We start from the raw sequence: 14,285 nt of genomic DNA, 5'->3' as shown, positions 1-14,285 counted from the left end.
TCACGAGGCGGTCATCTCCTTGGCCACCCGGGCCGCGGAGAAGCCGGCGGCCAGACCGGCGACGCGAAAGAGCGAGGGGGTCAGATCGTCCTCGCACTCCACGATGTCGGGGTGTCGCATCTCCGCCAATGTCTCGTCCCGGCTCTCCGGCGACCCCGGGTACAGGCCGTTCGTGGCGAGGTCCATCACGATGGCCTTGTTGCGCCGCAGCAATTGCGCCAGGATCTCCTGCCGCGTGGTCGGCGCCCGCAGGGTCAGGAAGTAGCAGTCGAAGATCCCCTCCCACATGCGGGGCTGGTTGGCGTCGCGTTGCGCGACCGACTGCTGGAGCAGCGACCTGCCGCCTTCCACCAGCTTGGCCGCGACCCCCAGGTGGATGCGGTGGCTCAACTCGACCTGTCGGACCAGCCGTTCCCGCTCGGAGTCGACCACGGGCGGCAGTTTCCGGCCTCGGAACAGGCTTCGTACCGGCGGGTAGTCCGGCGCCCAGGTACCGCTGAAGGTGCTGTGCAGCCGATGCATGCTCGGTCGGATGTCCGCGTTGTAGATGGCGCTGTTGCACGAGCCCGTGTACAGCAGCATCCCGCAGTACGCCCGCACGTATTCCGTCACGGCGACCGAGGCGGCCTCGCGGTCCTTCGGGTTCGAGGACAGTCGCGACAGTTCGTCCGCCAGCAGGCGCCAGATCACGAAGGAGACGTGATGGCCGATGATCCAGCGAAACCAGAACAATTGCCCCAGGCGGCTGTCGTCGACGGGCGGGGTGATCCCGAAGCCCTCCTTGGCCCGGGCCAGAAAGCCCAGGCACGCGTCGTCGAGGTCGGCTTCGTCGCGACTGCCGCCGTCGGGCGCGGCGCTGTTCGGCGCGGGCATCGTCAGCGGTTCCAGGCCGTAGGGGTAGTCGCCGAAGTCCCAGCCGCTGGTACCGGGCAGGGAGAGTGCGGCGACGGCCGACGGGCGCCTCATGCGTTTTCCCCCACTGCTCCCCCGATGCAGGTGAACTCGAATTCCAGGCCGTTCACGTCGAGACAGTAGAAACTTTGGGTGCCCTGCGCGTCGGTCACGATCTCGGTGGGTTGCTCCGGGTCGACGAACGCGTAGCGGTGCGAACGGGAGAGTTCCAACCAACGGCTGCGCCAGGTACGCAGTTCGGCGGGCGTTTCGACGCTCAGGCACACGTGTTGGAAACGAGGTGCGTCCGGCGCGGCCCGGCCCTCGGCGGGGGTGCCGCGTTCGAAGAGATGGAAGTGCACGGCCCCGACGGCCAGTTCGGCCATCCGCACGACGCCGGGCAGGCGGGAAACGGTCAGGTCCGAGAATATGTCCGTCGCCCAGGTCAGCCGGCCGCCGAAGAAGTCCTCGTACCATGAAATCGAGTTGTCGAGGTTGTCCGTCTGCACCGCGATGTGGTGCAGAACGGGCACCGATTCGAGATCGGGCATACGAATCCTCTCCGGTGGCCGGCGGCCCGCGTCGGCCGGTTCCGACATCCTGCGTGGCTCAGAGCCTTTCGAGTTCGAAGATGACCTCGCCGACGGCGATGTCGATCGAATTTTTACTCCTGAGCCGCCAACCGCCTTCCTCGAAAACGGATTCCCAGTCGCGCACGGTCGGAATGAAGGTGCCCATCATGTCGTGCGCGACCTCGAATCCCAGCGCGAAGATCGGCAGGTCACGGTCGGCGACTCCCTCGCTGCGGGTGGCGTCACCCAGCAGGAATCTGCGCGCCCGCGGGAACAGGGTGCGCAGCCGCCGAAGGTTTTCGATGCACCTTTGCCGGGGCCAGAAGTCGTGCCCCATCATGAAACAGGTCAGGAGTTCGACCTCTTCGAACGCCGGAACCGGGGCCATCGTCAGCACGTCGGCCTGCACGAACGTCATCCGGTCGGCGAGGCCGGCCGCGGCCGCTGCGGCGGTTGCCATCCGTACGGCCGGCTGGGCGATGTCGATGCCCACGGCCCGGGTACCCGGATGGCGGCCGAGGAGTTGCATGAGCCGCTCGCCGCTGCCGCAGCCCAGGTCGGCGACGACGTGAAAGTCGAAGTCCAGTCCCTGCACCGTCTGCCAGAACCAGGGGTCGTAGCAGAACTTGCTGATCTCCCGGCACGCGAAGGCGATGGCGGCGCTGTCGCGCGGGCAGAAATTTCCCACCCGGTTCTCGGTGCGCACGACCTCGGGCGCCCGCCGGAACAGATCGGCACTCCCCCTGGTGAGCCAGTGAAAGAACGATTTGTTTCGGTATGCCTCGGAGAAGTGGACGCCCGGTAATATCTTGAACTCTTCGCGTTCGACGATCCCGACCGCCGACAGCGCCCGAAAGAGGCCGAGAACGGAAGCGGTGTCGAGTCCCCGTTCGGTCGCGAAAATCTGCACGTCGAGCATTCCCTGCGTGTGTAACTCGTCAAACATACCGAGTTCCCAGGCGGCACCGATGGCCGAGGCCGCCACCGCAGAATTGTATATGTGGATTATCGCTCTTTCGCTGTCCCCCGGCGTCACATCCACCCCTCTCACGCAAAATGGTGAGAAACAAAAATTTACGACAGGCGACATTTAATATCCATGATCACAATCGGATAACGCAAGTGACGTGCGTCACATCCACGCCATGTTGACAGGGCGACCGCACCGACGGCAGGTTCACCATGACCCACCTGGACGACCAGGGCCGCCGACCACTCGGCACGCCGGGATGGCGGCTTGAATCGATGTCACCCCGCCTGCCTCGCGGCCTCCCTGGATAGGGCTTGGCGCGACCGTCGGACCGGAATGCGGCAGAGTGACTGGAGTTCACGTTGTCCGATTCGTCAGCAGACATACCCTTATCAGGAAATTCTTCCATCTCGTCATATACCGAGTGGGATCCACTCGAAGAAGTGATTGTCGGGATAGTTGACGACGCCACGTTTCCCCCGTGGCATGCGTCATTGGAACCGGTCATTCCGGCGCACCAGCACGAGACCTTCCGCCGTTGCGGCGGGCAACCGTTTCCCGCGGAGCTGATCGCCGCTGCCCGCAGGGAACTCGACGAGTTCGTGCACATCCTCGAAGCCGAGGGGGTGCGGGTCCGACGCCCCGAGCCGGTCGCGCAGCGCACGCCCTACGCCACGCGCGACTGGACCAGCACCGGTCTGTACGCGGCCATGCCGCGGGACTGCCTCCTGGTGGTGGGCGAGGACGTCATCGAGTGCCCGATGGCCTGGCGCTCCCGGTACTACGAAACCCTCGCCTACCGGCCGCTCCTGAAGGAGTACTTCCGGACCGGCGCCCGGTGGAGCGCCGGACCCAAGCCCGAACTCACCGACGAACAATACGACTTGACCTGGACCGAGCCGGCCGAGGGGATGCCGACCCGGCTGATCGTGACCGAGTTCGAGCCGACCTTCGACGCGGCCGACTTCCTGCGGCTCGGGCGCGACATCATCGCGCAGAAGAGCAACGTCACGAACGAGTTCGGCATCGACTGGCTGCGCCGCCATCTCGGTGATCGATACCGCATCCACGTCCTCGAGTTCGACGACACGCACCCCATGCACATCGACGCCACGCTGGCCCCGCTGGCTCCCGGGAAGCTGCTCGTGCACCCCGAGCGAGTGTCGAAGGTACCCGCGATCTTCAAGGGCTGGGACGTGCTGCGCGCCCCCCGGCCGGTGATTCCCGACAGTCACCCGCTCTACCTGACCAGCAAGTGGATCAACATGAACGTCCTGATGCTGGACGAGAACCGCGTCGTGGTCGAACGCGGCGACGAGCCGATGATCTCCGCGATGAAGGAGTGGGGCTTCACCCCCATTCCGTGCAGCTTCCGCAACTTCAACAGTTTCGGTGGCTCCTTCCACTGCGCCACCCTCGACGTGCGACGCAGCGGCGGACTCGACTCCTATCTCGATTACCCCGGCTGACCCACCGCAGGGAGCACCTCGCCAAGCGTCGTCTCGATCTGGAGTGTGAGATGTCGGACCGCAGCGCCGGACGTATCGAGCTCATGGCAGGGCAGCGGGGCCTGTGGTACGCCCATCGATTCGACCCCGAGAGCCCGATCCTCAACGAGGGCGAGTATCTCGACATCGACGGCTTCCTCGACATCGGCCTGTTCGAGGAGGCATTGCGGCAGACCGTGTCCGAGGCACAGACCCTGCGGCTGAGATTCTTCGAGGACGAGGACGGACTCCGCCAGGAGGTCGACCCGGACCTCGAACATCGCCTGCACGTCGTCGATGTGAGCGCGGACCGGGACCCGCACCGGTCCGCGCTGGAGTGGATGAGCGCCGATCTGGCCCGCCCGCGCGACCTCGAACGCGGGCCGCTCGTCACGTTCGCGCTCTTCAAGCTGCACGATCGGCGTTTCCACTGGTACCAGGGCTGCCACCACATCGTGAACGACGGATTCGGCTTTCCCCTGGTGGTCGCCCGCGTCGCCGAGCTCTACACCGCCCTGTTCGAAGGCGGCTCGGCCGACGGCGAACCCTTCGAATCCGTGCAGGCCCTCGTCGACGCCGATGCGGCGTACCGCGCCTCCCCCGCGTTCGACGAGGATCGGCGGTACTGGCTCGACCTGCTGGCGGACCGGCCCCGCCCGGTGTCCCTGGCCGGCGGGGCGGTGCAAGGACCGGCCCGCGCGCGCCGGCGCGAGACGAGGAACCTGGACCCCGCGGCGGCCGACCGACTCCGTTCCGCCTGCCGCGGTTTCGGAACCAACCTGGCCGGCCTCGCGGTCGCGGCCACCGCGCTCTTCGCCGCCCGGGCCACGGGCGAGACGGACGTGGTCATCGGCTTCGCCGTACCCGGTCGCGGCCCCGGCATCGAGCAAACCATTCCCGGAGTCGTGGCCAACGTGGTCCCCATCCGCCTGTCGGTGCATCCCGAGACGACCGTGGCGGACCTGGTCGACCGAAGCGTTGTCCAGGTCCTGGAGGCGATGCGCCACCAGCGATACCGCTACGAGGACATCCGCCACGACCTCGGCCTCGCCCCGGGGGAGGTGCCCTGGGCGGTCTCCCTGAACGTCATGCCGTTCGACTACCGAGTCACCCTCGCCGGCCGGCCCTTCGTCGCCCACAACCTCGCCACCGGGCCCTTCGAGGAGATCTCCCTGAACCTGTGGGACATCTCGCGCGACGGCAGCCTGCAACTGGCCGTCGACGCCGACCCCGACCGGTTCGACGAGCGCACGCATGGCGGCTGCGCGCGCCTGCTCGACGAAGCGCTCGACCGCATCGTCGACACGCCGGGCAACACCCCGGTGGGCCGAATCGACGTACTGCCGGCCGCCGTTCGGCGGCTGCTCCTGACCCGGTGGAACCCGTCCTCCGCACCGCTCCCCCCGCGCACCCTGTCCGAGTTGCTCGCCGAGCAGGCCCTGCGCACCCCGGAGCGGACCGCGCTGGTGTACGGGGACACCTCCTTGACGTATGCCGAACTCCGGGCCCGGGCGGGGCGGCTGGCCCGCGTGCTCACCGAGCGAAGCGTCGGACCCGAGCAGTTCGTGGCCGTACTGCTGCCCCGCTCCCCGGCGGGCGTGGTGGCCTTCCTGGCCACGCTCACCGCCGGAGGCGCCTACGTGCCGATCGATCCCGGGTACCCGCCGGAGCGCATCGCGTACATGCTCGACGACGCGCGACCGGCTCTGGTGGTGACGACGGCGGACCTGGCGCGGGGACTTCCACCCGGCTGGACCGGGCCACGGTGTCTGGTGGTGGACGAGGTCACCGGCGCCGCCGACCGGACGCCCCTCGCCGAGTCACGCGACGCACCCTCGCCCGACCTCCTCCCGGCGCATCCGGCGTACGTGATCTACACCTCGGGGTCGACCGGACGCCCCAAGGGGGTGGTGATCGAACACCGGTCGATCGCCCGGTACGTGGCGCACGCCGTCCAGGCGTACGGCGTGGGCGAGCAGGACCGTGTCCTGGCGGCGTACGCCTTCACCTTCGACGGTTCCATGCTCGAACTGTGGGTCTCCCTGGCCGCCGGGGCACAGATCGTGCTGGCCGACGACGACCAACGGCTCGACGCCGAAGCCCTGCAACGGCTGATGGCCGCCCACCGGGTCACCGTCGCGCATCTGTCCCCGGCCCTGATGCATCTGCTGCGGCCCGACGAACTGCCCGCGCTGCGCACGGTGTCCGCCGGTGGCGAGCGCGTGCCGGCAACGCTCGTGGACCAGTGGGCCGCGGACGGACGAGAGTTCTGGAACGGATACGGACCCACCGAGACCACCGTCGACGCTGCGCAGAAACTGTGTGTCGCGCCCTCCGACGGACGATCGCCGCCGATCGGCCCACCGGTCGCCCACGCCACGGCGTACGTGCTGGACGCCGGTCTGCACCTGCTGCCCCCGGGCGCCGTCGGCGAACTCTACGTCGCCGGACCCGGTCTGGCCCGGGGCTATCTGCGGCGCCCCGGCCTCACCGCCGAGCGCTTCGTCCCGAACCCCTTCGGTGCGCCCGGATCGCGGATGTACCGTACCGGGGACCTGGTGCGCTGGACGTCGGACGGCGATCTGGACTTCGTCGGGCGGGCGGACCGCCAGGTCAAGATCCGCGGCTTCCGGATCGAGCCGGGCGAGGTGCAGGCCGCCCTGGCCCGGTGCGCCGGCGTCGCCGCCGCCATCGCCGTGGTGCGCGAGGACCCCGGCACCGACAAGCGCCTGGTCGGCTACCTGGTGCCCGCGGCGGGAGCGCGGCCGGACATCGCCGCGATCCGTGCGCAGGTGGCCGGCTTCCTGCCCGACTACATGGTGCCGGCCGCCTTCGTCGTGCTGGACGCGCTGCCGTTGACCACCGCGGGGAAGGTGGACGAGCGCGCCCTGCCCGCACCTTCCCGCCAAGCCCCGAGCGGCGGACGCGAGCCCGGCACGCCCGCGGAGAAGGCGCTGTGCGCGATCTTCGCCGAGGTGCTGGGCCTGACCTCGATCGGCGTCGACGACAGCTTCTTCGCGCTGGGCGGCCACTCCCTGTCGGCGACGCGCCTGCTCACCCGGATCCGGACCGTGCTGGGCCGGGAAACGGGTATTCGGACCGTGTACGAGGCACCGACCGTCGCGGCACTGGCCGCCCGGCTCGACACGGCCGGCCCGGCCCGGCCCGCACTGGTCCCGGCGGTGCGGCCCGACCGGATCCCGCTGTCGTTCGCCCAGTCCCGACTGTGGTTCCTTCGACAATTCCAGGGGCCGATCGCCACGTACAACGAGGGCATGGGGCTGCGTCTGCTCGGTGCCCTGGACGTCGCCGCCCTGCGCGCCGCGCTGCGCGACCTGGTGGGCCGGCACGAGGTGCTGCGCACCGTGTTCCCGGCCGACGACGGCCATCCGTATCAGCACGTGCTCTCCGCCGACTCGGTCGACCTCGACCTGCCCGTGGTGCCGATCGACCCGGCCGACCTGGCACAGGACCTGGCCCGGGCCACCCGGCAGGCGTTCGACCTGGAGTCGGAGATCCCGCTGCGCGCGCGATTGGTCGCCCTGTCGCCCACGGAACACGTCCTGTTGCTGGTGATGCACCACATCGCCGGCGACGCCTGGTCGTTGCGTCCGCTGTTGGCCGATCTGGGCCGGGCATACACCGAGCGCGCCGCCGGACGGGACCCCGGCTGGGCGCCGCTCCCGGTCCAGTACGCCGACTACACCCTGTGGCAGCGGGACCGGCTCGGCTCGGCGGCGGATCCGGACAGTGTCCACGCCCGACAACTGGCCTACTGGCGGCGGGCCCTGGCCGAGCTGCCACAGGAGATCAGCCTCCCGTCGGACCGGCCCAGGCCCGCCCTGCCCTCCTACGCGGGCGACTCGGTTCCGCTGGAGATCCCGGCGCACGTGCACCTGGGGCTGGTGAACCTGGCCCGGGCACACGACGCGAGCACGTTCATGGTGCTCCAGGCCGTGCTGGCCGTGCTGCTGTCCAAGCTCGGCGCCGGCGACGACGTCCCCATCGGTGCGCCGGTGGCCGGACGTCTGGACGACGCGCTGGAGGAACTGGTGGGGTTCTTCACCAACACCCTCGTTGTGCGTACGGACCTGTCGGGAGATCCGACCTTCACCGAGTTGCTCGCCCGGGTGCGGGAAACCTGCCTGGACGCCTACGCCCACCAGGACGTCCCCTTCGAACTGCTGGTCGGCGACCTGGCGGTGGAGCGTTCCCTGGCCCGGCATCCCCTGTTCCAGGTGGCGCTCGTGCTGCGCAACACTCGCTCGGGCGAACTGGTGCTGCCCGGCATCGAGGTGCACCCCGAGTCGGTGTGGACCGGCATGTCCCCGTTCGACCTGGTGGTGGAGTTCGACGACGACTCCGCCGGGTCGCAGGGCCCCACCGGACTGAGCGGCGCCCTGCTCTTCGGCACCGACCTGTTCGACCGGAGCACGGCGTCGTCCATCGCGGACCGGCTGCGGCGCCTGCTCGCACAGGTGGTGAGCGAGCCCACCCGCCGGATCGGCGCGTTCGAACTGTGGGCGCCCGGCGAGCGCGAGCGGGTGGTGCGGGAGTGGAACGACACGGATCACCCGGTCGTCGAGACCACGCTGCCGGCCCTGTTCGAGTCCCGGGTCGAGCAGGACCCCGAGCGCACGGCGGTCACCGCGCCCGACGGCAGCATGACGTACCGCGAGTTCAACGCCCGGGTGAACCGGCTGGCGAGGCTGCTGGTGGCCGCCGGGGTGGGGCCCGAATCCGTGGTCGCCCTGGCCGTGCCGCGCTCGCTCGACCTGGTGGCGGCGGTGTGGGCGGTGCTCAAGGCGGGCGCGGCGTACCTGCCGCTGGACCCGCAATATCCGGCCGAGCGGATCGCCTTCCTCCTCGACGACGTCCGGCCGGCCCTGCTGCTGACCACCGTGCGCACGAGTGCAGAACTGCCGCCCGGCGTCCCGCGCCTGCTCCTGGACGAGCCGCGGACCGGCGCCGCGGCGGCCGCCGAGTCGACCGACGACCTGCGCGACGACGAACGGACCGGGCCGTTGTCGGCGCTGCACCCGGCGTATGTGATCCACACGTCCGGCTCGACCGGCAGACCCAAGGGCGTCACCATGGGTACGGGTGCGATGGTGAACCTGGTGCAGGCGCACGCCCGGTGGGTCCGGCGGGAGCGGACGGGCATCGGCGGCCCGGTGGCGCAGTTCGCGGCGATCAGCTTCGACGTCTCGGCCTGGGAGATCATCGAGACCCTCACCTCCGGCAGGCACCTGGTCGTCCCCGACGACGAGGTCCGGCGCGACCCGGCGGCGTTCACCAGATGGCTGGACAAGCACGAGGTGGAGCAGTTCTGCGCGCCGAACGTGATGGTGGAGGCGGTGTGCGAGGCGGCCCTGGCCCAGGGGTTGGCGCTGCCGGCACTGCGCGACATCGGACAGGGCGGCGAGGTACTGCGACTGACCCCCGGGGTCCGGGAGTTCCTGTCCGCGCGGCCGAAGGTGCGGCTGCACAATCTCTACGGCCCCACCGAGACGCATCTGGTGACCGCCTTCTCGCTGCCGGCGGACCTGACGCACTGGCAGTCCTCGACCGCGCCGTTGGGCACGCCGATCTGGAACGCCCGGATGTACGTGCTGGATCGGACCCTGCGGCCGGTTCCGCCGGGGGTGACCGGTGAGTTGTACATCGCCGGCGCGGCCCTGGCCCGCGGGTACTGGAATCGCCCCGGCCTGACCGCCGACCGGTTCGTGCCGAACCCCTTCGACGGCCCCGGCGAGCGCATGTACCGCACCGGCGACCTGGTGCGCTGGTCCGGCGACGGCCGGTTGGACTATGTGGGCCGCGTCGACGATCAGGTCAAGGTGCGCGGGTTTCGGATCGAGCCCGGAGAGGTGGAGGTGGTGCTCGCCCGGCACCCGGACGTCGACCGGGTCGCGGTCGTCGTGCGCGAGGACCGGGCGGGAGAGAAGCGGCTGGTCGCCTACGTCGTGCCGGCCGCGGGCACCCGTCCGGACCCGGTCGTGCTGCGCCGCTTCGTGGCCGAGTCGGTGCCGGACTTCCTGGTGCCCACCGCGGTGCTGATCCTGGCCGACCTGCCGCTGACCGTGAGCGGCAAGGTCCATCGCCGGGCGCTGCCCGCCCCGGACTTCGCGCAGTTCGCCTCGACCCGGGCACCGGCTACGCCGGAAGAGGAGGCCCTGTGTGCGCTGTTCGCGGACGTACTGCGACTGGAGCGGGTCGGACCGGACGACTCCTTCTTCGACTTCGGCGGTCATTCGCTCCTGGCCACCCGACTGACGAGCCGGATCAGGACCGTGCTGAGCATCGACGTCGAGGTGGGCGCGGTGTTCGAGGCACCGACGCCGGCGGCGCTGGCCGCCCGGATCAAGGGCACGAAACGTTCGCGCCGGCCGGCGTTGCGGCGGATGCCCCGTCCGGGGCCCGCGGCCGAGGAACGGAGCGACGGCTCGTGATCGACTCGGACCGCACCCACCTGGGGTACCGCTGATGATTCCGCTGTCGTACGCGCAACACCGGATCTGGTTCCTCAACAAGCTGGACGACGGAACGGGCTACCGCATCCCGTTGGTGTACCGACTCTTCGGGGAGCCGGACGTGGCGGCGCTGCGGGCCGCGTTCACCGACGTCCTGGCCAGACACGAGAGCCTGCGCACGGTCTTTCCCGAGTCCGACGGCACCCCCCGCCAAGTGGTCCTGGAGGACTCCGCGGCCTGGCCCGTCCTGGCGGTCGAACGAATTCGGCCGCCGGAACTGCCCGCGGTCCTTCGAGCCGCGGGAGCACACGTCTTCGACCTCACCACCGAAGCGCCCGTACGGTTCACCCTGCTCTCGCTCGGACCGGACGAGCACGTCCTGCTGATCCTCCTGCACCACATAGCGGCGGACGGCTGGTCGCGAGAACCACTCCTGCGCGACCTGGCGACCGCCTACGAGGCGCGGTGCGCGGGGCGGGCGCCGGGCTGGGATCCGCTGCCGGTCCAGTACATCGACTACACCCTGTGGCAGCGTGAGCTGCTCGGCGACGAGGCTGATCCGAACAGTCTGATCAGCGAGCAACTGGCCTACTGGCGCGACGCCTTGGCCGGCATCCCGGAGAATCTGGCGCTGCCCGTGGACCGGCCGCGGCCGGCCGCGGCCTCCCATCGCGGCGAGACGATCCCGATGCTGATCGCACCGCGAACGCACCTGGCCCTGATCGAGCTGGCCAGACGGGAGCGGGTCAGTCTCTTCATGGTGTTGCAGGCCGGGCTCGCCGCCCTGTTGACCCGGCTGGGCGCCGGCACCGACATCCCCATCGGCTCGGCCGTCGCCGGCCGGTCCGACGAGGCGATGGACGATCTGGTGGGGATGTGCGTCAACACGCTGGTGCTGCGCACCGACACCGGCGGTAATCCGTCCTTCCGGCAACTCCTGGCCCGGGTACGGGAAACGGACCTGGCGGCGTACGCACGTCAGGACGTGCCGTTCGAACGGCTCGTCGACGTGCTCGCCCCCTCTCGTTCGGCGGCGTGGAACCCGCTGTTCCAGGTCATGCTCGTCCTGGAGGACCGCACCACGAACCTCCCGTACCTCCCGGGCCTGCCGGCCATCGAGGAACCGATCGACAACCCGGACTCGAAAGTCGACCTGTCGCTCCATCTCCGGGAGCGACAGACCGACGACGGCAGCCCCGACGGCCTGGAGGGGGGCCTGGAGTTCGCCCGCGATCTGTTCGACTCGATCACCGCCGAACACATGGTCGAACGGCTGGAGTCGGTGCTCGCGGCCATGGCTGCGGACCCGGACCGCTCCATCGGCGACGTGGAGATTCTCCGGCCCGGTGAGCGCGGCGCCCTCCTCGGCGCGTGCCGCCCGGCCCCGGCTCGAACCCGGGAGCAGTTGCTCCCCGGGCTCTTCGAGGCGCAGGTGGCGCGTACTCCGGAGGCGACGGCACTGATTGCCGGGCAGGCACGGACGACCTACCGGGAACTGAACGCGCGGGCCGACCGGCTGGCCCGATGGCTGAGCGGCCGGGGTATCGGCGCCGAGGACATCGTGGCGCTGCTGCTGCCCCGCTCCATCGACGCGGTCGTCGCCATGCTCGGCGTGCTCAAGGCCGGCGCCGCGTACCTGCCGGTGGACCCGGATTACCCGGCCGCCCGGATCGCCTTCATGCTCACGGACTCGGCGCCCTCGCTGCTCATCACCACGGGGAGCGCGGCCGGCCCGGCCGGGGCGGGCACCGTCCCCGTTCTGGACATCGCCGCCTGGCGGCACGAGGCGGCGGATATGCCGCCCGAGGCGGGGCCGACCCGCGGCTTGCGGGCCGGTGTGCCGCACGAGGCGAACGCCGCCTATGTGATCTACACCTCCGGTTCCACCGGCCGCCCCAAAGGCGTGGTGGTGGAACACCGTTCCCTGGCCGCCTATGTGGAACAGGCACGGGCGGCGTATCCGAGCGCGGCCGGGTCGAGCCTGGTCCATACCTCGCTGTCCTTCGACCTGACGGTGGCCGCCCTGTACACCCCGCTGGTGAGCGGCGGGCACGTGCGGTTGGACGAGTTGGCCGGGCCCCACACCGGCCCGCTCCGCCACTCCCTCTTGGACGTCACGCCGAGCCATCTCGACCTGATGGCGGCGATGCCGGTGGATCCGTCGCCGACCCGATGCCTGCTGATCGGCGGTGAGGCGTTGCGCGGGGAGGCGCTGGCCAGGTGGCGGGAGCAACACCCGGACGTCGTGGTCCACAACCTCTACGGCCCCACCGAGGCGACCGTGGACTGTGCCCGGTTCCGGCTCGACCCGGGCGAGCCCACACCGCCCGGACCGGTTCCCATCGGCCGCCCCCACGACGGCCTGAGCCTGTACGTCCTGGACGAGCGGCTGCGCCCGGTGCCGAGCGGCGTCGCGGGCGAACTGTACGTGGCGGGTCCGGCCCTCGCCCGGGGCTATCCGGGCCGGTTCGCGCTGACGGCCGAGCGTTTCGTGGCGGATCCGTTCGGCCGGGCCGGTACCCGCATGTATCGCACCGGTGATCTGGTCCGGCTGCGCTCCGACGGCGAACTCGAATACGTCGGGCGGGCGGACCACCAGATCAAATTGCGCGGCCACCGCATCGAGCCGGGCGAAGTGGAGGCCGCGCTGCTGGCCCTGCCCGGGATCTCCCGGTGCGCGGTCGTGGTCCACGAGCGTTCTTCCGACGACAGACGCCTGATCGGGTATGTCGTCCCGACCGGTCCGGTCGCGAGCGTGAGCCCGGCAGCCGTCCGGGCGGCCCTCGCCGACGCGCTGCCCGCGCCGATGGTCCCCTCGGCCGTCGTGGTCCTTGCCCAACTGCCGCTCACCCCACACGGCAAGCTCGACCGCGCCGCTCTTCCGCCGCCGCAGACCGACGCACCGGTCGGTGACCGGCGGGCACCGCGTACCCCGGCGGAGGCGTCGCTGTGCCAGGTGTTCGCCGAGGTGATCGGCGTCGACACGGTCGGCATCGACGACGGATTCTTCGAGTTGGGCGGGCACTCGCTGCTCATGCCGCGGTTGCTCACCCGAGCCAAGGAGGCCCTGGGACTGGAACTGACCCTGAAGCAGTTGTTCGTGCGACCCACCGTGGCGCAGCTGCTCCGGGACCGGCCCGCGACGGCGGACCTGCTCGGCCCGCTGATCCGCCTACGCGGCGGAACGGGTCGGCCGCTGTGGTGCATCCATCCGGGCAGTGGCCTGGGCTGGAGTTACGCGGGCCTGCTGCCGTACATCCCGGCCCGACACCCGGTGTACGCCCTCCAGGCGCGCGGCCTCGACGGCTCGACCGCCCTGGCCGGTAGTTTCCCCGAGCTCGTCCGGGACTACTGCGCGCGGATCGTCGACATCCAACCGAACGGGCCGTATCTGCTTGCCGGTTGGTCCTTCGGCGGAGCCGCGGCCCATGCCGTCGCGGTCCGACTGCGCGCGTCGGGGCATGCGGTCGCTCTGCTCGCCGCCATCGACGCCTGGCCGGCGGGCGCCCCCGATCGCGACACCGAAGAGCCCTCCGACGTCCGGCTGGTGGCCTTCGACGGTGGGGAGGCGATGGCGGCCCTGGACGAGGAGTCGGTGGCCGCGCTGCTGCGGGCCACCGGCAACAACATCCGCCTCCTGCAGGATCCGGGGATCGTCCCGGAGTTCTTCGACGGCTCGCTGCTGCTCTTCGAGGCCGCGCCCGGCGGCCGAGGAACGCAGGCCGGGCAACGGTGGCGGTCCTGCATCGGCGGGGACATCGCGGTGGTGCCGGTGGACAGCGAGCACCTGCGGATGATGCGCCCCGCGGCGCTGCGCGTGATCGGACCGGTCCTCGCCCGGGCGTTGCGATCGACGATGCCCCTGTCGCCGGCGATCAAGGAGCGGATCTGA

Annotated in this window: 6 protein-coding genes; 3 read left to right on the top strand and 3 right to left on the bottom strand. The window is 70.4% G+C overall.

Annotated features, from left to right (window positions below):
- From ACWGR4_RS04510 to ACWGR4_RS04500, 3 genes are read right to left on the bottom strand one after another with little or no spacing between them, the layout of a single operon-like run.
- On the bottom strand, positions 1 to 966 hold the full coding sequence (locus ACWGR4_RS04510; protein WP_452128020.1) for a hypothetical protein: 966 nt from the start codon (positions 964 to 966) through the stop codon (positions 1 to 3).
- Entirely contained in the window at positions 963 to 1,442 is a 480-nt protein-coding gene (locus tag ACWGR4_RS04505) for a VOC family protein (protein WP_452128021.1), read from the bottom strand. The genes ACWGR4_RS04510 and ACWGR4_RS04505 overlap by 4 nt, the downstream gene beginning before the upstream one ends.
- Positions 1,443 to 1,500: 58 nt before the next feature.
- Complete coding sequence (locus tag ACWGR4_RS04500; protein ID WP_380005759.1) at positions 1,501 to 2,448, bottom strand: class I SAM-dependent methyltransferase; 948 nt, start codon at positions 2,446 to 2,448, stop codon at positions 1,501 to 1,503.
- A gap of 479 nt (positions 2,449 to 2,927) precedes the next feature.
- On the opposite strand from ACWGR4_RS04500, the gene ACWGR4_RS04495 reads away from it, so the two are divergent.
- The 3 genes from ACWGR4_RS04495 to ACWGR4_RS04485 are packed head-to-tail and all read left to right on the top strand — an operon-like array spanning position 2,928 to position 14,285.
- Positions 2,928 to 3,902 (top strand): amidinotransferase, encoded by a 975-nt coding sequence (locus tag ACWGR4_RS04495; protein WP_452128022.1) that lies wholly within the window; start codon positions 2,928 to 2,930, stop codon positions 3,900 to 3,902.
- Between the two features lie 50 nt (positions 3,903 to 3,952).
- Positions 3,953 to 10,372 (top strand): amino acid adenylation domain-containing protein, encoded by a 6,420-nt coding sequence (locus tag ACWGR4_RS04490; RefSeq protein ID WP_452128023.1) that lies wholly within the window; start codon positions 3,953 to 3,955, stop codon positions 10,370 to 10,372.
- A gap of 34 nt (positions 10,373 to 10,406) precedes the next feature.
- The gene (locus tag ACWGR4_RS04485; protein WP_452128024.1) at positions 10,407 to 14,285 is read left to right on the top strand and encodes a non-ribosomal peptide synthetase; all 3,879 of its coding nucleotides are present in this window, start codon (positions 10,407 to 10,409) and stop codon (positions 14,283 to 14,285) included.

It is taken from the genome of Embleya sp. NPDC055664, from assembly GCF_053618075.1.
The sequence above is the reverse complement of the archived record's forward strand: the minus strand, read 5'-3'. Positions and strand labels throughout refer to the sequence as shown.

Excerpts from the sequence above, each read along its gene's own strand:
- ACWGR4_RS04490 (WP_452128023.1), top strand. The coding sequence starts at position 3,953 with ATGTCGGACCGCAGCGCCGGACGTATCGAGCTCATGGCAGGGCAGCGG.
- ACWGR4_RS04505 (WP_452128021.1), bottom strand. The coding sequence starts at position 1,442 with ATGCCCGATCTCGAATCGGTGCCCGTTCTGCACCACATCGCGGTGCAG.
- ACWGR4_RS04510 (WP_452128020.1), bottom strand. The coding sequence starts at position 966 with ATGAGGCGCCCGTCGGCCGTCGCCGCACTCTCCCTGCCCGGTACCAGC.
- ACWGR4_RS04485 (WP_452128024.1), top strand. The coding sequence starts at position 10,407 with ATGATTCCGCTGTCGTACGCGCAACACCGGATCTGGTTCCTCAACAAG.